This window comes from Weissella sp. ESL1139 (genome assembly GCF_058506735.1).
Map to the genome: position 1 here is coordinate 420,458 of NZ_CP196375.1, position 24,355 is coordinate 444,812.

At 38.1% G+C, this 24,355-nt stretch carries 25 protein-coding genes; 20 read left to right on the plus strand and 5 right to left on the minus strand.

Annotation, left to right across the window (positions count from 1 at the left end; all coding sequences use genetic code 11):
* The first annotated feature begins 35 nt into the window (after nt 1–35).
* Together ACSYSF_RS02025 and ACSYSF_RS02030 are read left to right on the plus strand one after the other, a co-directional pair.
* Nucleotides 36–1,217 (plus strand): aminotransferase class I/II-fold pyridoxal phosphate-dependent enzyme, encoded by a 1,182-nt coding sequence (locus ACSYSF_RS02025; RefSeq protein WP_489868061.1) that lies wholly within the window; start codon nt 36–38, stop codon nt 1,215–1,217.
* Between the two features lie 94 nt (nt 1,218–1,311).
* The gene (locus ACSYSF_RS02030) at nt 1,312–2,376 is read left to right on the plus strand and encodes an aspartate-semialdehyde dehydrogenase (RefSeq protein WP_489868062.1); all 1,065 of its coding nucleotides are present in this window, start codon (nt 1,312–1,314) and stop codon (nt 2,374–2,376) included.
* A gap of 68 nt (nt 2,377–2,444) precedes the next feature.
* Here the strand turns inward: ACSYSF_RS02030 and ACSYSF_RS02035 are convergent, their stop codons facing one another.
* Entirely contained in the window at nt 2,445–3,182 is a 738-nt protein-coding gene (locus ACSYSF_RS02035; RefSeq protein WP_489868063.1) for a M15 family metallopeptidase, read from the minus strand.
* 232 nt (nt 3,183–3,414) lie between these two features.
* Here ACSYSF_RS02035 and ACSYSF_RS02040 point away from each other — a divergent pair, with 232 nt between their 5' ends.
* From ACSYSF_RS02040 to ACSYSF_RS02095, 12 genes are all read left to right on the plus strand, one after another.
* Nucleotides 3,415–4,599 (plus strand): aminotransferase class I/II-fold pyridoxal phosphate-dependent enzyme, encoded by a 1,185-nt coding sequence (locus ACSYSF_RS02040; protein ID WP_489868064.1) that lies wholly within the window; start codon nt 3,415–3,417, stop codon nt 4,597–4,599.
* Between the two features lie 159 nt (nt 4,600–4,758).
* On the plus strand, nt 4,759–5,373 hold the full coding sequence (locus tag ACSYSF_RS02045) for an ECF transporter S component (protein WP_489868065.1): 615 nt from the start codon (nt 4,759–4,761) through the stop codon (nt 5,371–5,373).
* A gap of 161 nt (nt 5,374–5,534) precedes the next feature.
* On the plus strand, nt 5,535–6,215 hold the full coding sequence (locus tag ACSYSF_RS02050; RefSeq protein ID WP_489868066.1) for a VIT1/CCC1 transporter family protein: 681 nt from the start codon (nt 5,535–5,537) through the stop codon (nt 6,213–6,215).
* A gap of 4 nt (nt 6,216–6,219) precedes the next feature.
* A complete protein-coding gene (locus tag ACSYSF_RS02055) occupies nt 6,220–6,897 on the plus strand; it encodes a VIT1/CCC1 transporter family protein (RefSeq protein WP_489868067.1) in 678 nt (225 codons plus the stop codon).
* An 82-nt stretch (nt 6,898–6,979) separates the two neighbouring features.
* Nucleotides 6,980–7,792 carry a shikimate dehydrogenase gene (gene aroE / locus ACSYSF_RS02060; RefSeq protein WP_489868068.1) on the plus strand — a complete coding sequence of 271 codons (813 nt, stop codon included), beginning with the start codon at nt 6,980–6,982 and terminating at the stop codon, nt 7,790–7,792.
* Nucleotide 7,793: 1 nt separating this feature from the next.
* Complete coding sequence (gene aroF / locus ACSYSF_RS02065) at nt 7,794–8,780, plus strand: 3-deoxy-7-phosphoheptulonate synthase (protein WP_489868069.1); 987 nt, start codon at nt 7,794–7,796, stop codon at nt 8,778–8,780.
* Between the two features lie 3 nt (nt 8,781–8,783).
* A complete protein-coding gene (aroB, locus tag ACSYSF_RS02070; RefSeq protein WP_489868070.1) occupies nt 8,784–9,845 on the plus strand; it encodes a 3-dehydroquinate synthase in 1,062 nt (353 codons plus the stop codon).
* A 6-nt stretch (nt 9,846–9,851) separates the two neighbouring features.
* A complete protein-coding gene (aroC, locus tag ACSYSF_RS02075) occupies nt 9,852–11,030 on the plus strand; it encodes a chorismate synthase (RefSeq protein WP_489868071.1) in 1,179 nt (392 codons plus the stop codon).
* Between the two features lie 25 nt (nt 11,031–11,055).
* Nucleotides 11,056–12,348, plus strand: coding sequence for a 3-phosphoshikimate 1-carboxyvinyltransferase (gene aroA, locus ACSYSF_RS02080; protein ID WP_489868072.1), 1,293 nt, complete (start codon nt 11,056–11,058; stop codon nt 12,346–12,348).
* A 1-nt stretch (nt 12,349) separates the two neighbouring features.
* The gene (locus ACSYSF_RS02085) at nt 12,350–12,877 is read left to right on the plus strand and encodes a shikimate kinase (RefSeq protein ID WP_489868073.1); all 528 of its coding nucleotides are present in this window, start codon (nt 12,350–12,352) and stop codon (nt 12,875–12,877) included.
* Complete coding sequence (aroD, locus tag ACSYSF_RS02090) at nt 12,852–13,586, plus strand: type I 3-dehydroquinate dehydratase (RefSeq protein ID WP_489868074.1); 735 nt, start codon at nt 12,852–12,854, stop codon at nt 13,584–13,586. Before ACSYSF_RS02085 ends, aroD begins: the two co-directional genes overlap by 26 nt.
* On the plus strand, nt 13,573–14,274 hold the full coding sequence (locus tag ACSYSF_RS02095) for a hypothetical protein (protein ID WP_489868075.1): 702 nt from the start codon (nt 13,573–13,575) through the stop codon (nt 14,272–14,274). The genes aroD and ACSYSF_RS02095 overlap by 14 nt, the downstream gene beginning before the upstream one ends.
* Before the next feature lie 145 nt (nt 14,275–14,419).
* On the opposite strand, the gene ACSYSF_RS02100 is transcribed toward ACSYSF_RS02095, so the two are convergent.
* The 4 genes from ACSYSF_RS02100 to ACSYSF_RS02115 all read right to left on the minus strand — a co-directional run bounded on the left by ACSYSF_RS02100 (nt 14,420) and on the right by ACSYSF_RS02115 (nt 18,549).
* A complete protein-coding gene (locus tag ACSYSF_RS02100; RefSeq protein ID WP_489867045.1) occupies nt 14,420–15,760 on the minus strand; it encodes an ISL3 family transposase in 1,341 nt (446 codons plus the stop codon).
* A 144-nt stretch (nt 15,761–15,904) separates the two neighbouring features.
* Complete coding sequence (locus tag ACSYSF_RS02105; protein ID WP_489868076.1) at nt 15,905–16,573, minus strand: energy-coupling factor transporter transmembrane component T family protein; 669 nt, start codon at nt 16,571–16,573, stop codon at nt 15,905–15,907.
* On the minus strand, nt 16,566–17,981 hold the full coding sequence (locus ACSYSF_RS02110) for an ATP-binding cassette domain-containing protein (RefSeq protein ID WP_489868077.1): 1,416 nt from the start codon (nt 17,979–17,981) through the stop codon (nt 16,566–16,568). Before ACSYSF_RS02110 ends, ACSYSF_RS02105 begins: the two co-directional genes overlap by 8 nt.
* A 4-nt stretch (nt 17,982–17,985) precedes the next feature.
* The gene (locus tag ACSYSF_RS02115; RefSeq protein WP_489868078.1) at nt 17,986–18,549 is read right to left on the minus strand and encodes an ECF transporter S component; all 564 of its coding nucleotides are present in this window, start codon (nt 18,547–18,549) and stop codon (nt 17,986–17,988) included.
* Nucleotides 18,550–18,920: 371 nt separating this feature from the next.
* Here ACSYSF_RS02115 and ACSYSF_RS02120 point away from each other — a divergent pair, with 371 nt between their 5' ends.
* From ACSYSF_RS02120 to ACSYSF_RS02145, 6 genes are all read left to right on the plus strand, one after another.
* Nucleotides 18,921–19,895, plus strand: a complete 975-nt coding sequence (locus ACSYSF_RS02120; protein ID WP_489868079.1) for a ribose-phosphate diphosphokinase — start codon at nt 18,921–18,923, stop codon at nt 19,893–19,895.
* 31 nt (nt 19,896–19,926) lie between these two features.
* A complete protein-coding gene (locus ACSYSF_RS02125; protein ID WP_489868080.1) occupies nt 19,927–20,916 on the plus strand; it encodes an aldo/keto reductase in 990 nt (329 codons plus the stop codon).
* Nucleotides 20,917–21,013: 97 nt separating this feature from the next.
* A complete protein-coding gene (locus tag ACSYSF_RS02130; protein WP_489868081.1) occupies nt 21,014–21,499 on the plus strand; it encodes a YehS family protein in 486 nt (161 codons plus the stop codon).
* Nucleotides 21,500–21,887: 388 nt separating this feature from the next.
* Entirely contained in the window at nt 21,888–23,279 is a 1,392-nt protein-coding gene (locus tag ACSYSF_RS02135; RefSeq protein WP_489868082.1) for an Nramp family divalent metal transporter, read from the plus strand.
* Between the two features lie 150 nt (nt 23,280–23,429).
* Nucleotides 23,430–23,744, plus strand: coding sequence for a PadR family transcriptional regulator (locus tag ACSYSF_RS02140; protein ID WP_489868083.1), 315 nt, complete (start codon nt 23,430–23,432; stop codon nt 23,742–23,744).
* The gene (locus ACSYSF_RS02145) at nt 23,737–24,354 is read left to right on the plus strand and encodes a DUF1700 domain-containing protein (RefSeq protein WP_489868084.1); all 618 of its coding nucleotides are present in this window, start codon (nt 23,737–23,739) and stop codon (nt 24,352–24,354) included. Before ACSYSF_RS02140 ends, ACSYSF_RS02145 begins: the two co-directional genes overlap by 8 nt.
* Nucleotide 24,355: the final 1 nt, after the last annotated feature.

The following is a 24,355-nucleotide window of genomic DNA, read 5'->3' on the forward strand; positions in this document are numbered from 1 at the left end:
TAGTAAATAGGCGAAAAAGCCAGGGAGAAGTAAAAATGGTTGAAGTTAGTGAGTCTTTAGCGAGTCAAGTCAACACAAAATTAGCAAATACGGTACCATCACCAATTCGTGTCGTTGATGATCGGTTTTCAAAAATAGATGGCATTTTAAAGTTAACGTTAGGTGAACCAGATTTTTCAGCACCCGAACACATTAAGCAGGCAATTATTGATGATGTGGCTGCTGATGATTCACACTATTCACCATCACAAGGTGTATTGCAACTACGTGAAGCAATCTCAGATTATTTAGTAGAACGCTTTGATACACCTAAGTATGATCCTAAGTCAGAAATTAGTGTCACAGTTGGAGCAGCCGAAGCGATTAATGCAACTTTCAAAGCATTGTTTAATCCTGGTGATGAGTTGATTGTACCAACACCAACTTTCCCGTTGTATGCTTCAGTAGCCGATATGAATGATATTAAGGTTGTTGGTTTGAATACAGCACCTGACTTTATTGTGACGCCTGCTAAATTAGAAGCGACATTAGCAGCACACCCAAATGCTAAGGCAATTTTGCTAAACTATCCATCAAATCCAACTGGTGTAACTTATTCAGAAGCTGAACTAACAGCGTTAGCAGCTATCATACAAGAGCACCAATTGTTGGTGATTTCTGATGAAATATATGCAGAACTCGTTTATGATGCTGACCACACATCAATGGCTAAGTTGTTGCCAGGCCAAACGATTTTAATTAGTGGTTTATCAAAGTCACATGCAATGACGGGTTACCGTATCGGTTATGTGGCCGGACCAGCAGCTTTGATGGCTCAAGTTGGTAAGGCGCATCAAGCTATGGTTGCCACAGCACCCGGTCCAATGATGGCTGGGGCTACTGAAGCACTACGTAATGGTCGTGAAGATCCAGTGGCAATGCGAGCAGTTTATTTGGAACGTCGTGATTTAGTCTTAGCTGGTCTAGCTGAAGCCGGCTTTACGGCTGCTCAACCTGGCGGGGCGTTTTATATCTTCGCTAAAATTCCTGACTTCTTAGATACTGATGATACCAAATTTGTTTATGATTTAGCAGAAACAGTGAAATTAGGTGTTGCACCAGGCTCAATTTTTGGTGCCGGTGGTGAAGGTTACATCCGTCTATCATATGCTGCTTCAACTGAAAAATTGCAAGCAGCGATGACCCGATTGAAGCACTACGTTGAGTTGAAAAAATAAATGATAACCACAAGCACAACTGATTTTTTCAGTGTTGTGCTTTTAGTGGCGCAAAATTTGGTGAAGAACTGATTTAAATGGGGGATTTTTTATTATGAGTGAAGGATATAATGTTGCAATTCTAGGGGCAACCGGGGCAGTTGGTTCACGTATTTTAGCACAGTTAGCGCAGTCAACTGTACCAGTTAAATCATTAAAGTTATTGGCATCGTCACGATCAGCTGGTCAAACTCGTCAATTCCATGATCAGACAATTACGGTTGAAGAAGCTAAGCCAGAATCATTTGATGGTGTTGATTTAGTTTTGGCGTCTGCTGGTGGTAGTTTGGCTGGTGAGTTATTGCCAGAAGCCGTTAAGCGTGGTGCCGTTGCGGTGGATAATTCATCACGTTGGCGTATGGATCCAAATGTGCCATTGGTTGTCCCTGAAGTTAATCCAGAAGCATTAGCTGATCATAAAGGAATCATCGCCAATCCTAATTGTTCAACCATTCAAATGGTTGTGGCGTTAGAACCATTACGTAAAGCATATGGTTTGAAGCAAGTGATTGTTTCAACGTATCAAGCAGCATCAGGTGCTGGTCAACGAGCATGGGACGAATTGTTGCATGAAGCCCAACAACATTTAAATGGTGAAACAGAAACCGCTGAAATTTTGCCAACTAAGGGTGACAAAAAACATTATCCTTTGGCATTTAATTTGTTACCACAAATTGATGTTTTCCAAGATGATGGTTATTCTTATGAAGAGCAAAAGATGATGCAAGAAACGAAGAAAATCATGTATGGAGACCCACAATCTAAGGACATTAAAGTAACAGCAACAGCTGTGCGTGTGCCAGTACCAGTTGGTCATGGTGAGTCAGTTTATGTTTCAGTTGCTGATGAAAGTGCAACTCGTGAGGATGTACAACATTTGTTGGCAAGTGCACCAGGTGTTGTCTTAGAAGATGATCCGGCAAATCAAATTTACCCACAGCCATTAAATGCGGTTGATAAGCGTGAGACATTTGTTGGTCGTGTACGTGCTGATGCTGAAAATCCAGGCAGTTTCAATATGTGGGTTGTTTCTGACAATTTGCTTAAAGGTGCTGCATGGAATACTGTCCAAATCGCAGAAGAATTGGCTAAACGTGATTTGATTCATAGCCAAGTATAATAGCAGCTAATAATAAAAACAGGTTGGAACATTATGTTTAATGTCTCAACCTGTTTTTGCTTTAAATTTTAATAAGCTTTCACCCAAGGGAAGACGGGCTTGGTAGCGCCATATAGGGCATAATCTTGATTCGTTAACTTAGCCCAGTTTTGGTTACCATAATCAAAATGCCACCATTCTTCAGTATAGTTGGTAAAACCAGTTTGTGTCATGATGTGGTATAACAACCGCCGATTAGCGCGTGCAGTATCATATTCACTAGAAGTGTCTTCGGTTTCATAGTAAGTCGTTTTAGCACGCAAACTAATATCATCAAAGGGACTACCCATATCTAATAAGCGCCCTTTTTCATCAACGATTGATAAGTCAACGGAACCACCAGTATTATGTGGTGATGGTTTTTTAGCATCCGTTGAAGGTAGTGCTACAATACGTAACGCAGCTTGTTGTACCTGATCTTCAGAATAATCAGGATGATCACGTTTAACAAATAGTTTCATTTGATCAAATAAGGCTTGTTGCGTTGGAATACTGCGCCACGTGTCAAAGACGACGAATTTATAACCATAAGGTAACTTACGAGCGGCTTCGATTAATTTTTCTTGAACATGGGCGCGTGCATAAAGTTCAGGATATGTGCCTGGTAAATCTTGAATAAAATACTGGGGGCTGACAACCATTTTTTCTGGTAAATAGCTTAGTGAAACTAAAGGTTCATCATTTTCTTGAATTGGTACTTCACGAATTGGTTCCCATTCCCAATTAGTAATTGGTGTTTCAATCGGCGTGTCAGTAAAATCTAACATGAGTTGCCTCCTTAATTTGTTTAATATAAGTAAATTAAAATTTTATAAGTATCCTTTATTAGTATTTTATCATGAATTCCGGATTATAAAATGTTTTTAATAGTTGTATTAGGACAGTAAAAGATAGTAAAATATATAATAAATTTAATGAACATCAAAATATTTGAGACATGCTTCTAATGTTCAACGATGATGCAATATTAAAAAATAAATAGAAATGTGAGTGAATAAAATGAAACAAAATGAATTTATCCAACCATTAAATCCAAAAGTTACAGGTTTAGCTGAAGATGGCTTAACTGGTTTTCAGAAAAAAGTTCGTGATATTCCAGATTTGTTACGCTTAACTTTTGGCGAACCAGGATTTAACGTGGATGATCGCATCAAACAAGCTGTTATCTCATCAATTGAAAATAATAATTCACATTACGCGGATGCCCAGGGGGACCGTGCTTTACGACAAGCAGCCGCAACTTATTTTAGCTCACGTTATAACTTACCATTTGATAAGGAAGATAACGTTATTGTGACGGTTGGGGCGTCCGAAGCAATTAATGTTATTTTCATGACATTGTTGAATGAAGGCGAAGGATTGATTATTCCTGAACCTGCTTATGCACCTTATACTGCATCATTGGATTTGGCTCATGGTAAGAAAATCGCAGTTAACACTCGTCCAACTGGTTTCAAGTTAACACCTGAATTGGTTGAAAAGACGATTGAAGAATCAGATACAACGATTAAGGCTGTGCTATTTAATTATCCATCTAATCCAACTGGGTTGACGTATACTCGTGATGAGTTAGAAGCTTTAGCTGCCGTGTTTGAGAAGTACCATCTATGGGTAATTTCTGATGAAATTTATTCACAATTAACTTATGATCAAGAACATGTTTCTATGGTTAGCTTGTTGCCTAAGCAATCAATCTTGATGACTGGTTTGTCAAAGTCACATGCCATGACTGGTTATCGAATTGGTTTCATTATTGCTGACAAAGCATTCATCGACCAAGCCCAAAAAGTCCATGTTGCCTTAACTTTTGCGTTGCCTAAGTTTATTCAAGATGGGGCAACAGTTGCATTGACTGACGCTGCCGATGCAGCAGCTGGTATGCGTGAAGTATATAAGAAGCGTCGTGATTGGTTAGTGCCACGTCTACAAGAATTTGGCTTTGAAGTTGTACCAGCCCAAGGTGCTTTCTATATTTTTGCTAAGATTCCAGCTGATATGGAGCAAGACAGTGAAGTCTTCGCTATGGACTTGGCAGAAAATGGTCATGTTGCCTTAATTCCAGGATCTGCCTTCTCTGAATATACGAAAGAATATGTTCGTATTTCATATGCAGCATCTGACGAAGATTTACAAGAAGCGGTTAAGCGTATGACTGCATTCTTTGACGCAAAACGTAATAAATAAAATATTAATTATTAAAGGGGGATGTTAGGTGACATCCTCCTTTTAATGTATTTTATTAACAATTTATAGATTTTTGTCTAACAACTTTGTAAAGATTGTTGTATGATAACTAGTGAAACTTTTTATTACAAAAATTAATAACAAATTTGGAGGCATGCGATGCAACCACGTATGAATAAAAGTAGGCAGTTGGTCTTAACTGCGCTATTCATCGGAATTGTTTTGTTACAATCCATTGTTCCTTGGTTGGGAACTTTACCCTTGGGTGCTTTTGCTATTGGAGCAGCCGTTACGATTATCACATATACTGTTGCCATTGGAGGTATGGTTTTAGGTCCTAAAGGCGGTGCTTTGCTAGGCTTTGTTTGGGGTGCATATTCACTATGGCATGCATGGTCAAGCGTACCGAGTGTTGGGGCTTTAATGTTTCGTAATCCGCTTACAGCATTAGTACCTCGAATTATGGTTGGATTTTTGATCGGTTATTTATATCAAAAGTATGTTCAACAACGGACAATGAAAAAGCAACGTGGTTGGCTGAGTTTATTGGGTGCTTTTTCAGCAATTATTAATACTGGTCTTGTTTTAGTCATCACTTGGGTTAGTTTTACAGTGATGGATACTTCATTTACTGGTATTCCACATACAAACTTAGCCCAGTGGTTAGTTGTTTCAATTGCCGGGTTTAATGGAATTTTTGAAATCATTGCAGGAGCTATTTTAGTACCATTAATCGGGATTCCCGTTTTAACTTATTTTAAAAGACAAAATTAAAAAAATGAAAGGAGTTGGCACAAATAAAGCGCTAACTCCTTTTAATATATATGATAGTATTTAAATTGTTTTCCTTAGGTAAACTTCTTACTTTAAATCATGAATTTATTTAGTTTCATAAAGTGTATAATTAGGGCGATGATACAGAGGGAGAAAAGCTTATGAAATCAAATCAAGATTTAGCACAAAGAAATAATGTTATCCGTGCCGCTGTTATGGGGGCAAATGATGGTATTTTATCAGTATCAGGAATTGTCATTGGTGTTGCAGGAGCGACAACCAGTTCATTTGCGATTTTTATTGCCGGTTTTGCGGGGGCGTTAGCCGGGACAGTTTCGATGGCAATGGGTGAGTACGTATCCGTGCATTCAGAAAATGATGCGCAAAAACACGCTGTAGCGGTTCAAAAAGAGGCCTTGGCGCATAATTATGATCAAGAGTTTGACTTTGTGAAAACACGTTACATGGATCAAGGAATTTCTGAAGAGTTGGCAAGTACGGCGACATCGGAATTAATGGCGCAAGATCCGTTAGGTACCACAATTAAAGAGCGGTATGGTTTTACGCAGAATCATGAAATATCAGCATTTTCAGCAGCAATTGCTTCAATGATTTCTTTTCCATTAGGATCCGTATTACCGATGCTTGCAATTACCTTGTTGCCAACAGATATTCGCATTATGGCAACCGGAATAGCCGTGTTAATTGCCTTAGCGATTACTGGATTTGTGGCAGCTCACTTATCAGCAGCAAACCGCCAAAAGGCAACTGTCCGTAATGTCATTGCAGGTATTTTTACGATGATTATTACTTATTTAATTGGTTCATTAATAGGAGCATAAGATTATGGCAGAAAAATCAATCGTTATGTCAGAAAAATTAAATACCATTCGTGCCGGTGTTTTAGGATCAAATGATGGTATTTTAACTGTTGTTGGTGTTTTGTTTTCAGTTGGTGCAGCAACTTCCAACCAATTTACGATTCTGTTAGCTGGGTTAGCAGATTTATTGGCTTGCGCTTTGTCGATGGCGTCAGGTGAATATGCTTCAGTGAGCTCACAGGCTGATGCAGAAAAAGTTGTTGTGATGAATGAAAAAAAGCGGATTAAAAAGCAACCCGAAAGTGTGCAACGCGATATTTTTGAGTTTTACCACCAACAAGGATTAAGCGAGTTAACAGCACATAAAATTGCAACTGAATTAATGGCAAAGGTGCCTTTGGCTACAATTTTAAAAGTAAAATATGATGTGACCTTAAATCATTATGTTAGTCCTTGGTCAGCTGCTTTTTTATCATTATTTAGTGCAGCGCTAGGAGGCTTTCTACCACTAGTTGCGATGTATTTAGCACCGATTCAGTGGCAGTTCTTAGCAACCATTGGTGCAACTGTTTTTGCTGTCGGCTTAACCGGATTTTTAAGTGCCAAGTTAGGTCAAGGATTACCAAAACAAGCGATTATCCGTAATATAATTATTGGCTTAGTTACAATTGCAATTCATTATGGTATTGGAAAGCTCTTCTGATTTTAGTAAACTAAATAGTTGAGAAGCATTTATTGACAGATGATATTGTGTTGATAAAAATTTAAGATTCCCGGAGAAATTAATGACAGATCATTATGGATTAATTGGTTATCCGGTAGAACATTCCAAATCACCAATTATGCACAACCAGGCATTTCAAACAGCACATATTGATGCTGACTACCAACTATTTGAAATTAAGCCCGAAAATTTACCAACACAATTTCCAGAATTAGTGCAACAAGGCATTAAGGGTTTTAATGTGACGATGCCATTTAAACGCGCAATTGTACCTTATATGGATGAAGTTTCAGAACTATCTAACAAATTAGGTGTTGTGAATACCATTACAGTTAAAGATGGTCATTTATTCGGTGACACAACAGATGGTCAAGGATTTTGGACAACCATTACAGAAACACCTAAACATACTTTGATTATTGGGACCGGTGGTGCTGCGCAAGCCATTATTGCAAGTGCGCCGCAAACAACTGACATGCATGTTTTCAATCGGATGACTGATAAATTTAAGGATAAGGCATTAACATTATCATCATTGTTGGCTGAACCATTACACGATTTGGCAACGATTGATGATTATTTGCCTCAGGCGGATTTAATTATCAATGCAACGAGTGTGGGGATGCAAGATGAACAATCAATTTTGATGCCTCAACAATTTGCGTTAACGCCTGCTAATGCGCAAGCAGTGGATATTATCTATAAAAAAGGTAGTACACCATTTGTAAACGCGGCGAAACAAGCACACCGACTTGCAATGGATGGTTTACCAATGTTAGCTGGTCAAGGGGCCTTAAGTTTTGCAGAATGGACAGGTGTTTTACCTGATCAAAAACAGATGCTGGCAATAATTTCAAGAGAAAGTAGTAAATAAAATGATTTTTATAATGAAGGATATCGCAACAGCTAAAAAGGTTTTAGCACAAGTGCAAAATGAAAAATTACCCCACGTGTATCGATTTGAAAATCGGGTAGGTTTTGCTGAGTTAAATGATCGCTCAGCTGTACCATTTATTAATCAAGATGATGTGCAAGAAGTGATTACCGACCATCCAGCAGCAATGCAAGTTAGTCGCGTTTTTCAGCCGACAGATACAATTATTGAGACAAAACATAGTAAAATCGGTGGCACAAACTTTAATTTGATTGCCGGACCAGATGCAATTGAATCGGCTGAACATGTTTTAGCAATGGGGAAAGCTGCTAAGCAAGCAGGTGCAACTATCTTACGTGGTGGTTCATATAAGCCAAGAACGAGCCCCTACAGTTTTCAAGGACTTGGGGAACAAGGACTTAAATGGCATCGGGCAGCAGCTGATGCATTAGATATGGATATGATGACGGAAATCATGAGTCCAGCAGATGTTGATTTAGTGGGCCAATACACGGATATATTCCAAATTGGTACACGCAATATGCAAAATTTTTCTTTGTTAAAAGCCGTTGGTCGACAAAATAAACCCGTTTTGTTAAAGCGTGGGATGAGTGCAACTGTTGATGAATGGTTAAGTGCTGCCGAATATATTGCTTCAGAAGGTAATTGTAAAATTATCTTAATGGAGCGTGGTATTCGTAGCTTTGATCAAAAATACTTGCGTAACACCATGGATGTTAGCGTTATCCCCGTGGTGCAAGCATTGACACATTTACCAGTATTGGCTGATCCGTCACACGCAGCTGGCGTTACAGAACATGTGATGCCAACTGGGTTAGCAGCCGTTGCTGCTGGTGCGCAAGGCTTGATGATTGAAATTCATGATCAACCTGATCAAGCTTGGGTTGATGGCAAACAAGCATTGACACCAGCGCAAATGGATGAGTTATTTACTAAAGCGCAAGCAATTCATGATATTGTGAGGTAAATAATGGTAACAGTAACTTTACCTAATAAAACATATCAAGTTAAAATAGCAACTGGGCTAAGACAGGCAATTGGTAAGCAAGTTAAGACGGTCTGGTCACAGCGCCAAATTCTCGTGATTAGTGATGAAAAAGTTGCGAGTTATTATTTGTCTGAGACAGTTACACAATTAACCGAAGCGGGTTATCAAGTCACAACTTTGGTGTTGCCAGGTGGTGAAAAAACCAAAACTTTAACCTACTTAGAGAAAGCCATTACTTTGTTAGCGTCACAACATTTTACGCGTGATGATGGCGTGATTGCGTTAGGTGGTGGGGTCATTGGTGACTTAGCTGGTTTAGTTGCAGCAACTTATATGCGCGGGATTGGCTTTATTCAAATTGCCACATCGTTGACCGCCCAAGTGGATTCGAGTGTTGGTGGGAAAACAGCAATTAACTTAGGGCAAACTAAGAATATTATGGGAACATTTTATCAACCTGACTTGGTATTAATTGATTCAGATTACCTTAAAACTCTTGCACCACGTGATTTAGTTGAAGGTTACGGTGAAGTTGTTAAAACTAGCGCGTTAGTTGGTGGCGAATTTTGGCAATTAACCGGTCAGATACACAATGTTGACGATATTCTTGCTCATGCTATGCAATTAATTGAAGACTCTGTCGCATACAAAGCCAAAATTGTGATGCAAGATGAGCAAGAAGGTGGGATACGTAAATACCTTAATTTTGGTCATACCATTGGTCATGCGATTGAGTTATTAGCGAATGGTGATTTAAGACATGGTGAAGCTGTTGCAATCGGGATGGTTGCAATTACGCAACATTTTGTACGTGATGGTATTAGTAGTGATGAATTTTTGCAAGGATTAATAAAAAGATTAGTGAATGTTGGGTTACCAACGACTTCAGCCTTAGTAGCTGAACCCAAGATGCTCGATCAATTGGTGCATGACAAAAAGAATCGCGCTGGTGTTTTGCAGTTAGTCGCTGTCATGCAACCAGGTCATCCAACGATTATTCCTAAGCAATTAAGTGATATGAAAGAATTTATTGAAGGAGCGTGATGTGGAATGCGTTATACAACAGCTGGTGAGAGTCACGGACCAGAAGAAGTGGCGATTATTGAAGGTATTCCAGCAGGGCTAACAATTACTGCTGAGGATATTAATACGCAATTAGCTCGACGCCAACATGGTTATGGTCGTGGTCAACGTCAAGTTATTGAAACAGATACCGTCACTATTATGGCAGGTGTGCGTCACCAAGTTACGTTGGGATCACCAATTGCCTTAAATGTGCATAATGATGATCATAATCACTGGACAAAAATTATGGATCCTAATATTCCGGCAACTGTTGAGAATAGTATGCGTAAGGTTATGCGTCCACGTCCGGGTCATGCTGATTTAGTTGGTGGTATGAAATATCGCCATCAAGCTGATTTGCGAAATGTTTTGGAACGTTCATCAGCTCGTGAAACTGTTATGCGCGTAGCGGTTGGTGCAGTGGCTAAGAAATTGTTGGCAGCTTTGGATATTGATGTCCATGGGTTTGTGGCTAACATTGGTCCAGTTAAAACTGACATGGCACAACTGACTAAATATCAAAGTTTAGATGAAATCCGGCAAGTAACGGAAAACTTTGCGACACGTTCATTAACGGCTGAAGATGATCAAGCAATGCAAGCCATCATTGATGAAACAAAGCGTAATCGTGATACAGTTGGTGGTACCGTTCAAGTTATGGCAACGGGTGTTCCGGCAGGATTAGGCTCTTATGTGTCAGCAGATGAAAAATTAGACGCTAAAATTGCGCGGGCGATTGTCGGCATTAACGCATTTAAAGGTGTTGAATTTGGCGGTGGTTTTGATAACGCTGATAAATATGGTAGTCAGTTAATGGATGAAATTTACTGGTCAGCCGATCGTGGTTTTTATCGTGGGGCTAATCATTTAGGTGGCTTTGAAGGTGGGATGACCACCGGTGAAATGATTGTTGTGCGCGGGGTTGTTAAACCAATTCCAACGCTATATCAACCTATGCAAAGTGTTGATATAGATACACATGAGGATCACCGTGCTTCAACCGAACGCTCTGATACAACAGCCGTAACTGCAGCTGCCGTGATTGCTGAAGCAATGGTGGCAATTGAATTAGCGAGAGCTATTTTAGATAAGTTTGATACTGATAGTTTGTCACGTTTACAAGAACAAGTGGCAGCTTATCGTGAGGAAATTAAAAATTTTTAGTTGAAGAAGAATTGTAGGTTAAATAATGGGCAATCTAAAGTTACAAACAGAGGGGAAACATTTGCGGGGAACATTAACCATGCCTGGTGACAAAAGCATTTCGCATCGTGCCGTTATGCTAGGAAGTATTGCATCAGGAGATACGCGAGTACAACATTTGTTGGATTCAGAAGACGTTAATAGTACAATTACAGCAATGTCCAAACTGGGGGTAACCTTTGATCAAGACGGTCAGGATTTAATCATACATGGTAAGTCATTGGCGACATTGCATGAACCTAATCAAATGTTAGATATGGGTAATTCTGGTACCTCAGCACGTTTATTGATGGGTCTTTTAGCTAAACAACCATTTACTTTAACTTTTCGTGGTGATAGTAGTTTATCAAAACGCCCATTTGCACGAGTTATCAAACCTTTAATGGCTATGGGTGTTAGTTATGTGACTAAAAATGATCGTTTGCCAGTAACTAAGTTAGCAACGAAATATCTACATGGCATTACATATGAATTACCAGTTGCTTCAGCACAAGTAAAAAGTGCCATTATTTTAGCTGCTTTGCAGGCTGATTCAATGACCACAATTATTGAACCAATTGCGACTCGTGATCACACTGAAAGAATGTTGGCTGCGTTTGGTGTGCCAGTGCAACGTGAAGGTCATCGAATTATGGTGCAACCGCAAGCGCAATTGACAGCCACAAATATTCAAGTGCCAGGTGATATTTCATCAGCAGCTTATTGGTTAGTAGCAGCTTTATTGGTTCCTGATAGCGATTTGACTTTAAAGCAAGTTGGTGTGAATCCAACGCGGACAGGAATTATTAATATTTTGTCACGTATGGGCGCATCATTTGCATTATCTGGTGAAAAAGTAATTGGTGAGCCGATTGCTGATATCCACGTGCAATCACAAAAATTACATGGTACAACAGTGACTGCAACGGATGTGCCAACTGTAATCGATGAAATGCCGCTAGTTGTACTAGCAGCAACCCAAGCGACAGGTGATACAATTATTACAGGTGCTAGTGAATTACATGTTAAAGAATCTGATCGAATTGCGACGGTGACGACACAGCTTAATAAGCTTGGTGCGCACATCGAAGCAAAAGAAGATGGCTTTTACGTGCATGGTCATACACCATTACATGTTGATCAACCAACCGTTATTGATTCGTGCGGTGATCACCGTGTGGGGATGATGTTAACAATTGCAGCTTTGATGACGTCAGGTGAGGTAACCTTGGCTGGTGCGGATGCAGTAAATATTTCATACCCACAATTTTTTAAAGATTTAAATGAGGTGTTAGCATAAAATGAAAATGATTTTGGTCGGCTTTATGGGTGCAGGTAAAACGACTGTTGGTCAGCTACTAGCAGATAAATTAGCACAACCATTATTAGATACAGATGAATTGATTACGACCAGAACCAAGCAGACACCCGGTGAAATTTTTGCGACGATTGGCGAAGCTGGTTTTCGAGATTTAGAGCATACCGTTTTGGTAGAATCAATTGATCAGCCCGGGGTTATTGCAACTGGTGGGGGCATTATCGAATTAGCAAAAAACAGTCAATTGTTGTCACAGGTGACGATGCCGGTGATTTATTTGACAGGTTCGTTTGGTCAAACTATGGAACGATTGGTGAAAGATAATTCACGCCCAATTGTGCGTAATAAATCATTGCTTGAGTTAGCTGATCTTTGGAAAGCACGGTTACCTAAATATGCAGCCATTGCAACGAAAACGATTCATACTGATAATAAAAGTGCCAATCAAGTTGCGGATGAAATTGTTGCCTATATGAAGGGAATCGATGATGAAACAGTTACAGTTGGGTAATGTAGCAGCCACGCGTGACCGCCCACTGATTGCGGTACCAATTACGGCAGTTTCGTGGCAACAAGCGGTATTAGACGCAAAAAAAATTAGTCATAGCATGGCGGATGTCGTGGAATGGCGCATTGATTATCTAGCTGAAATTGATAATTTGTCGATTGAAGACATTGCTGATTTTTGCAGGATTGTTGATAAGCCAGTAATTTTTACATGGCGGACAAGTGTTGAAGGTGGTCAAAAAGACTATGATTCGGCATTGTACGAACAAGTATATTTAAAGGCAGTTGCGGCTGGTATTGCGGCATTGGATGTTGAAATTACTCATTTGTCTGATCAAGTGTCCTTATTGCATCAGATGCCTAATCAAGTGCAAGTTATTGGTTCTAAACATTATTTTGATAAGACACCGGTTGATTTAGAACACCAGTTAATCCAAATGGCTGGTCTACCCATTGATGTTGTTAAACTTGCGGTCATGCCTGAAAATGTGCATGATGTTACGAGATTGTTAATGGCAACTAAGCAAGTGGCGCACGAAATAGCAAAACCGTTGATTACAATGGCAATGGGGATGGTAGGTCAACCATCACGTGTTATCGGTTATGAATACGGTTCGCAATTGACGTTTGCAACAGTTGCTGGTAATTCGGCACCTGGTCAGTTAACTGTATCAACTTTGTTGAAGGGATGGGGCATAAATGACATACAATAGTCGTTTTTTTGAAGATGAACGTCAAGCATTATTAGATAGAATTCCAGGCACACTAGGGTATACGTTAGTAACCTTTCATGGAATCGGTGATGACATTCAGATGGATGATATCAAATTACGTTTAGATTGGCGTGCACCAGACCTATTTCGGCAGCATTTAAATGAAGCACTGGCTGAAGATCCGACATTTGATCGAATCGGCTATGTAACCCGAACAGAAATGTTATTAGGGCAAGCAATGTTTGATTATAATGGTAATTTTACATTACCCGTTAAAAACTTAATGGCATCTATTAAAAATTTTAGTCAGGAGTCCATGCAACTACAAGAAGTTGCAGCCGATATGATTTTGCCAGTCGGCTTAACTGATTTACGCCATGTGGTTCATCTAACAAAATGGCAGCATGAAAATCATATCCTATATCATTTAGTTGCTGGTTTACCAGCTTTGGAACAAAAAGTCGATAATTTACGTAATGCGGGTGTCTTTAAAAATAAAGGACCTGTCTTTATTCATGAAAGTGAAATTGATCGACAAGCGTTATTATTATTTGTCATTGATTTGATTCAAGATTATTTTGGTGTTGAACATGGCAAAATACGCTTAACTAGAGCGGCTTTTGGTAAAGCTGATGCGACCCAAACAACCGTTAGCAATCGGATTTTAATTGCTGACTTTGAAAATTAATTCATACAAAAATGAGGTTGAGACACAAAATATGTCCAACCTCATTTTTATTTTATTAATAATATTTGGCTCAATTGCAAATAGCGTGAAAATCATGAAATTGTCTAATTGAGTTTGTGAAATTGGCTCGTAAATTTGATGTTAACTACATCGGATTTATGGGCCTTTTGCTTATTAATAAGCAATTAAAAGTATTTTGTAATGCATGGTGATTAAATAGTTCAAAGCGAATTCTTAAAGCGTAAGCTTTAAAACTATGAAAGCCATAAGATGTACGATTAATTTGCTTAATACGACGATTGATGCCTTCCATACGACCATTTGAGTAGTTGTTTAGGAAGGCATTTTTAATGCCTTTTAAATTCTTTTTGTAACTACTAATAACTGAATCCATTGCGGAATGGTTAAATTGATAGTTTTCTAAAATTGTTTGAAAGTCTTCAAAGGCACGATGACGTTGGGAATTTAAAACAGCTTGATAGACTTCATAAGTCTGTTTGAAGTTGGGAGAAATATCAAATACTAATCGTAATGCATCTTGTGGGTACATAAATTCGTTAATACCTCTAAACCAGCGTGCCTGTTGGAAGTTTAAACGATTTTCATCTGTAATAAAGAAACGCCAGTTTGCTTTGAGCAGTTTATAGATACGACTTTTATGGTTATCTAAACTACGTTGTAAATTAATACGTGTACTTTGAACAGCTTTTAAAGCCAGTTGAATAATGTGAAAACGATCAATAATCAATTGAGCATTGGGAAACATTGTCCGTAAAGGTGTTTGATAGTTTGCATTCATGTCGGTGATAACAAATTGAACATTCTCTCGATTAGCTAGGGCGTAATTGGAAAGGTTCTTTTTAATTTTAGGACCAGTTCGTTTGGAAAATAGTTCAATTAAATCACTGGTCTGGCCATCAATCATTTCAAAACTAAATTGGTTTTTAGCGTAACGAATTTCATCAACACAAATGACACTAGGCAAAGCACGCTCGTAGTTAGTTTGATAGGCTTCAGCAGCATTATTCATTAAGCGATTAATTTTACTAGTAGATAAATGTAAGATGTGTGCAATTTCCTTTTCAGAAATATCACGTTTAGCCAAATCGATAATTTGATAAAGTAATGGACGTGTAATCTTAGAACGTGGCATAAAATCACATGATTGAGCGATTAAACTTTTAAGGCAATTACGACATTGATAACGCTGTTTTTTAACGGATAGTACTTGTTCAAAACCATTAGCTGTGGGTAATTGATAATCGGCTGTATCTTTACCATTTAAATAAACGTTATCTAACAAGGGACAACCACAGCTAGGGCAACGTTCAGGCAGTGTATTTAAACTTGCACGATAGCGCAATACTAAGTGATGATCATGTCCTTTAGGAACCACCTCATTAAAAGTACCGTCATTAGAAATTAAAAAATTGATATTTTTATCTGTCAAACCAACTGAATTTAAGATAGAATCATTTATAGACATCGATAAATACCTCGTTTCTTATTGTGTGGACAACTATATTTTACGCCGGTATTTTTATTGGTGTCTTTTTAATTGTGAAAAAGAGCAAAATAAAAGCGTGAAATTTTTACTTTCACGCTAAAAAGTATAGAGCCTAATATTTCATTACCAAGGCTTAATCATGATCGCAACAACTAAATAAAGCACGATTAGAATTAAGGCTAGGCCCCATTGCCATTTCGGCAGGGTCGTCTTAACAGATTGTGTACGTGGAAATCCTTCTGAAAAGCCATGCGAGGTCATAGCGATTGCTAAATCATCTGACCAATGAAGGGCACTGAGGATTGCTTTGAAATAGATTTGTGGTTGCCACAAATGATAAGTAACCCCGCGCAAAGCACCGGCGTAGCGGATAATCTGCACTTGGCGACGCACACGGGGGACTAGATTAAACGCAGCTAGTAAGCCGTATGTGAAAGTACTTGATAACTTAGCGTGTTGATTTAAGCTAAATAATAAATCTTTGACTGGCACGGTTAATGTCACAGCTGAACCTAAGAAAAGATAGGCGTATAAACGTGTTGCATATACTAAGGCAAGATGATGAGTATCACCAGTACCAAAAGCAATAAATGACCACCAAGTACCAAAGGCGACAGGAATTGAAATTAAAATCATTAAACCAACAATTTTCAAATTTGGTCGTTGCATTAGGAGATAAATACCACTAATTAAGACAACAACACCATTTAAAATAATTGAGCGCACAAAAGAGGTTTCAATACCAATTCCTAACATAATGACAACTAAAATAGTTGGATTTAGTTTAAACATGTGGTGCCTCCCCAACAGGTGTTAATGTTTGATCTTTAAAGATTAATTCGTAATCAATGAAAGCAGCTAAACCATTTCGTTGATGAGAAATCATTAAAACACTCTGTTCAGTAGCTTGAATGCTATCTTTGATGAGCGTCATCACAACTTGAACGGAATCACTATCTAAACCAGCTAATGGTTCGTCAAGTAATAGTACCGGTTGTCCCATGATTAACATTGTTAAGACTTGCAACTTTTTTTGTTGACCACCAGATAATTGATACACAACATGGTCTAACAAATGATCTAAGTGAAGTTTTGTTAATGACGATTTGATACGTTCGTCTGTCCAATAGTCAGCTGCTAAACTGTGTTGTTGTGATAATTTGAGCTCCTCAGTAACTGTCATGGACACAAATTGATCGTTGGCAGATTGAAAGATTAAAGCAACTTGTTTTGACCAATTCTTTAGCTTTGTTTTGGCTGTATCTTGGTCATCCCACATAACTTGACCAGAATATTTCATTTGATGTCCTAATGCTTTAAATAGGGTTGATTTACCAATCCCATTTGCACCAGAAAGTAAACCAATTTGACCATTAGGTAGACTAAATGAGTTATTAGCTAACAAAACACGATCTTTACCAACCGTTAAAGTTAACTGTTGCCAAGCTAGTCGGCCATTTGGCTTAGGTACACCATAAAATGGGGTAATCGGTGGCAAATTCGTTAACTTAGTTAATGGTTGGGGTGCTAATGTACCTGTTTTAGTATCGATTTCGTATAAATAGTTAACCAAGTTTTCATAGCCCGATAAATCATGATCAGAAATGATAATCGTTTTATGTTGTTCAACTTGGAGCTTTTTCAAATCATCTAATAAGGTTAGTCGGGCACTTGGATCAACGCTAGCAAATGGTTCATCCAACAAAATAATATCGCTATCCATAGCTAAAACAATGGCTAACGCAACGCGTTGCTTTTCACCACCTGACAAGGTTAATAAACTTTGGTCGGCAATGTCATTTAAATGTAAAGCATCAAGAGCTACAGGCACACGTTGTTGAATTGTTTCGACCGGCAACTGTAAATTTTCGAGAGCAAATACTAATTGTAGCCGTGCTGTGCGCATGGCAAATTGTCGATCTGGATTTTGGAATAACATCGCAATTCGCTTAGCACGCTCAAATGGCACAATTGGTTGAATTTTTTCATCATTTAATAGAATTTGGCCACCAGTAATAACACCACCAAATTTTGGTAATAAACCAGCCATGGCTTTTAACAGAGTAGACTTTCCCGAACCAGAAGGGCCAATTAATAAATTAAATGAACCTGCTTCAGGTATCCAGTTAATGTTGTTTAAAACGTTTTGCTGATTTTCATCATATGCGAAACTGAAATTGTCGACTTGTAATTTTGTCATAAGCTTAATGTTTTAGAATGCCTGACTTGGCAACTAACTTTTGAATATAATAAACTAATACACCACCAAAGAATCCTGCTGAAATTAAACGAATGATAAATAGAGTAATCATCAAACTTGGCTTGTAATCAGCATATCCACTATTAAATAGATCCCAAATGAAGGTAACGATTGTTGTTGTGATAACAGACAATGTAATACCAAGCTTGCCCCAGTTCTTGTAACCAGTTGCGGCGAAACCAATTTCAGTACCAATTCCTTGTACGAAACCAGAAATTAAGTTAGCAGCTCCCCAGCTTGAGAAAAGTAACATTTCAACGGCGGCAGCTAAAATTTCACCAAGAACAGAACTACCAACTTTTTGTAGGACAGCACCTGCCAATGGACCGGCCATTAGCCAAACACCTAATGTTAGGTCATTGGCGTATGGCTTTAATGGGGTAGCAGCAACCGCATAGTAGGCAGCACTCCATAACTCAAAGATAACCCCGAAAAAGATAGCAATGATCGCCAAAAAGATGACATCTCTAAGAGACCACTTGGCTTTTGATTCGTTAACTGTTTGCATGATAATTGCAAACCTCCTTAAAATAATATGATCGAATCGCCGAAGCTTTGGTAACAAAAAAAGACCCCAGAACTACTCAGGCAGATGCCTGCGTGTACTGGGGTTTGTTTACTGTTTGATAATAAACAAGAAGCTCCCTAGCAAAATTACTTTGCTCAGGTTCTATGGGTATTTTCTCAGCCAGCTCTTGGCACCCCAGCTTATTTGATTCGCTTGTATAAGTATAGGTGGAAATGCTGTAATTTGCAAATAAAAAGCCAATCTATTTTAAATACGGGACATATTATAAAGAGAAAACATATCGTAAAAGGCTTTATTTTGGTAAAATAAAAGGGACGAATAGTAGTTATGAGAAATGGAGGCATTCGTTCGTGGAATCTAAAATAACATTGTTAGGGTTAAGTGCTAATCCAACTCTAGCAAAAGCTGTGTCTGAAGAGCTAAACATACCATTGACACCCGTTGATATTCAACGATTTGCAGATGGTGAAATTTATGAACGGATTCAAGAGAGTATTCGTGGTGATGATGTTTATGTTATCGCACCAATTGCTGAAGAAGTGAACGATGCTTTTATGGAAATTATGATTATTGTTGATGCATTGCGACGTTCATCAGCAGGACAAATTACTTTAGTTATTCCATATATGGGTTACGCACGACAAGACCGTAAGGCAAAATCGCGCGAGCCAATAACCGCTAAAATGGTTGCATCATTAATGGAAATGAACGGGATTAATCGCGTTGTTTCAATCGACCTACATGCTGAACAACTACAAGGGTTCTTTGATATTCCAGTAGATCATTTAAAGGCAGCACCATTACTAACAGATTATTTCTACAGCCGTAATATCACTGATAATCTAGTTGTTGTTTCACCAGACCACACTGGTGCTGGTCGTGCGCGTAAGTTTGCGGATATTTTGCGTGCACCATGGGGTGTTGTTAATGATAATGTTGCCATGACCAAACCAGAATCACCAGATGCAATCGTGGGTGATGTTAAGGGTCGTACGGCAGTAATTGTTGATGATATTGTGGACACTGGTTATCGTGTTCAGATGACGGCGCGTGCGTTATTAGCTAATGGGGCAACTAGTGTTTATGTTGCCGCAACTCATCCAGTGTTGTCAGGGAATGCTGCCCAAAATTTGGCAGACGATGACAATATTGAACGGATTATCTTCACGAATACAATTACAATTCCAGAATCTAAGCAAAGCCCTAAGTTTACGACTTTGTCAGTGGCACCTTTACTTGCCGAAGCAATTCAACGTATTCATGATAATGAACGCATAGATGTGTTGTTGCGTTCAAAGAATAATCCGGATGTTAAGATCTTTTAATTAGTTTTATAAAAAATTTGGAGGTACAAGAATGGTTTATGCAGCAGCTGATAATCGTTATGATATTATGCCATATCGACGAATTTCAGATTCAGGGTTAATTTTACCAGCACTATCATTTGGTCTTTGGCGTAATTTAGGTGATCAAAAACCACTTGCTAATTCACGTGAGGTCATTTTAAAAGCTTTTGATAATGGTATTTTTTCATTTGATAATGCTTCTAATTATGGACCATCAAATGGAACTGCTGAAGAAACATTTGGTGCTGTTTACGAAAAAGACTTAAAGCCTTATCGTAATGAGTTGGTGATTACCACTAAAGCTGGTTATCATATGTGGCCAGGTCCTTTGGGTCAATTCTCAGGTAAAAAGACCTTAACAGCAGCTCTTGATTTATCATTACAACGTATGCATTTAGATTATGTGGATATTTTCTACGCTCACCGCTGGGATCCAAATACTAATTTACGTGAAACAGCTGAAGCGCTTGATTTATTAGTTCGTCAAGGAAAAGCCTTGTACGTTGGTGTATCAAATTACACAACTGAACAAGTTGCTGAAATTGCTAAGATTTTTGATGAATTACATACACCATTCATTGGTAATCAAATGTCATATAATATGTTTAATCGTGAAGCAGAAGAAGATAACATGTTATCAACATTAGATGCACATCATGCTGGGTTAATTGCATATGGACCGTTGGCTGAAGGATTACTAACTGATCGTTATTTAGATGGTATTCCAGCTGATATGCCTTTGCATCGAACAAATGCCTTTATTCAAGAAGACCCAGAAGGAGCAGTTGCTAAGTTGAATGCATTAAATAGCATTGCTGCTGATCGTGGTCAAACATTAGCTCAGTTAGCGATGGCATGGTTATTACGTGATAAGCGAGTACCATCAATTGTGATTGGTGCTTCTTCAGTAGACCATTTGTTAGACAATGTTAAAGTTGCTGATAATATGACATTATCAGCAGAAGAACTTGCCAAAATTGATCAAATCCTTAAGGGATAAAATGAAATAGAATTGTTTATTTTCTAGTTAAGCTATTAGTAAAATAAACAATTTTTTATTATGACAGTAAATAAATGAAGGAAGTTAAGTAAATTATATGCACAACAACGATATTGTTCGCCGAATACAGTATATTTTTAATATTAATAGTAAAGATATGATGACTATTTTTAAATTGGGCGGGTTGGAACTTAGTAAAAATGACTTTTTGAAAATTATTGCAAAGCCAACACAGGATAGTCCGCGTGACGCTCAGTTATCTCGTCATGATTTAGAAAAGTTTATGAATGGCTTAATTGTTTCACAACGTGGGCATAAAAAGAATGCTGATGGTTCAATTGCGCCGGCAGATTATAGTATGCAACGTGATAATGATATTAATAATGTTGTGATTAAAAAATTAAAAATTGCGATGTCATATACGACTGAAGACTTATTAGCATTTTGGCAAGCCGCTGATTTTACAGTTACTAAAGGTGAAGTGGGCGCAATGTTGCGACGTAAATCGCATCCTAAATATTTGGTTGCTGGTGACCAATTTATGCGTAAGCTATTGATTGGTATGGCTGAAACATTAAGATAGTAGTAAATTAAATAAACGTTAGTAAATGATAATCCGAAAGTTTTTTATACTTTCGGATTTTTTTACAATGAATGAATAGTTTTAGTTAAACTGCTCTTGATAATTAGTTTGTTTACAGAAAAATTATAATTAATTATTAGATGAACTTTTTAATGATAATGTATAAAAAAAGTAAATATAAAGAAAATAAATAGTTGCATTTTGTATGTTTTACGAGTAGACTGTTTGTTGCGGGTGGGGGCACCCTAGTTAAGTGAAAGTCATAAGCTTTCAACAACCAAGTTGGACGAAAATCTTTATGAATTTTATTTAGCACTATGAACAAAAAAGTAAATAGTAAACTGGGGTAACCTCGCAACGGTATTAAATACATCTTAGGAGGTTTGTCATGTCTGAAAAAGAAGTGACAGAAAAGAAGGGCCTTGTTCAAAGCGCAGCTGATGATGATAGTCTTGGCGACGTGAATGGATCGGTAGCAATACCTAAAGGTGGTTCATTTTGGCGTAAACTATGGGCATTTTCTGGACCAGGAGCATTAGTTGCTGTTGGTTACATGGATCCAGGTAACTGGGTAACATCAGTTACTGGTGGAGCTACTTATAGTTATACCTTACTATCAGTTGTTTTAATTTCATCATTGATTGCAATGATGTTGCAATATATGGCTGGTAAGTTGGGAATGGTTAAGCATGAAGACTTAGCACAAGCAACAAGAAAAAGAACTAACAAAACTGGTGGTATCATTTTATGGATTATCAGTGAGTTGGCCTTAATGGCAACTGATATTGCCGAAGTAATTGGTGGTGCAATTGCGCTACACTTGCTATTCGGTTGGTCAATGATTGCATCAGTTTTGACAACAGCATTAGATGTTGTTTTGCTACTATTGTTGATGAAGTTTGGTTTCCGAAAGATTGAAGCAATTGTTGTTACACTCATTCTAACTATTTTAGTAATTTTTGGTTATCTAGTTATTTCATCAAATCCTAACATTGTGGAGTTGTTTGGTGGTTATTTACCACAACTACAAGCAGTAAGTCCACATGGTATTCACGGTGCTGATTCACCACTTGTTATGACCTTGGGAATTGTTGGTGCAACGGTTATGCCACACAATTTGTACTTGCATTCTTCAATTTCACAAACACGTAAAGTTAATCGTGAAAACAAAGCAGAACTTAAAGAAGGCGTTCGCTTTATGGCTTGGGATTCAAATATCCAATTGTCATTAGCTTTCGTTATCAACTCATTCTTGTTGATTTTGGGAGCATCATTGTTCTTTGGTCATGGTGATTCTGTTGGAACTTTCGGACAGATGTACAATGCTTTGAGTGATAGCTCAATTGCTGGTGCGATTGCATCGCCAGTATTATCAACTTTGTTTGCCGTTGCTTTGTTGGCATCAGGTCAAAATTCAACGATTACTGGAACTCTAACTGGTGAAGTTATCATGGGTGGATTCCTTCGTTTGAAGGTACCAATGTGGCTACGTCGTGTGATTACACGTGGTTTGGCTTTGGTTCCCGTTGTTGCCTTTACCTTAATTTATGGTGGTGATGAAGGTAAGCTTGATCAATTACTTGTTTATTCACAAGTATTCTTATCAGTTGCTTTGCCATTCGCTATGGCACCATTAATTTACTTTACATCTTCAAAGAAGATTATGGGTGAAGATTTCGCTAATTCAAAGTGGATGACTTGGGTAGCTTGGATTGTCTTTACTGTCTTGACGGTCTTGAATATTCAATTAATCTTCCAAACAATTGGCATGATGTTTTAATTAATATTGGTCATAAAATACTCGTAAGTATGTTGCGTACTTGCGAGTATTTTTTTGTCAAAAAAGGACAAATTATTATTGACACACCATTATATGTCATATAATATAATGGTATATGAAATATAACATGTAAAAACAAGGAGCGTAGCCATGAATATACAGGTACCGACAGTGGTGCTAGATGGCTCAGTTTTGTCAGTATTAACAAAAGAGGATACATATGGGTACATTATTACTAAAGCTATGCAAGAGTTGCTAGGGGTGAGTGAATCAACCATGTATCCGGTTCTTAGACGGTTAAAAAGGGATGGTTATTTAGAAACGTATGATAAGCCATTCGAGGGACGTAATCGTCGTTATTACCATATAACTGATTTGGGCCGTAGGCATTTAACAGAAATTAGTGAAGCATGGGCATCGTTTAGGGAGGCCGTTGATTCATTGTTGGAGGAGAAGGATGATTAAAGAGTATCTAGATAAGGTTAGATCATATTTGAAAGATTTACCATCTGATGAACGTGAAGAACTTTTGCAATTTTATGAAGAGCAAATGTTAGATGCTGGTTATACGATGGATGAAGTAGAACAAAAATATGGTACGCCGAAACAATTTGCCCGATCGCTAAAGATTGAATACTTTATTGAAAGCGACGAAACAGCGGATGACAACATTACACCAGGAACACGTACTAAAAATAGAGTGAACTTGGTTTGGTTAATTATCTTAGGATTATTTGCTTCACCAATATTAATACCAGTTGCCTTGATGTTAATTTGCATTTTATTGGGTGCATTTTTGGGCTTTTTAGGTATTTTATTTGGTATTTATGTTGGTATCGTCGGTGTGCTTGCCGGAGGACTCTTAGCATTTGTTAATGGTGCGATTTTATTAGTTCAGTCGGTATCAACTGGTGTCTTTTATATGGGAATTGGCTTGTTAATGACTGGCCTGGTTATTTTCTTTGCTCCAATTGTTTGGCGTTTGACCCGTTGGTTATTTGAAATGTTAGTGAAGTTTGTCAAGTGGATAGGTAACCGTTACCTAAGCAAAAATAATGCTAAGGAGGCACGCTAAA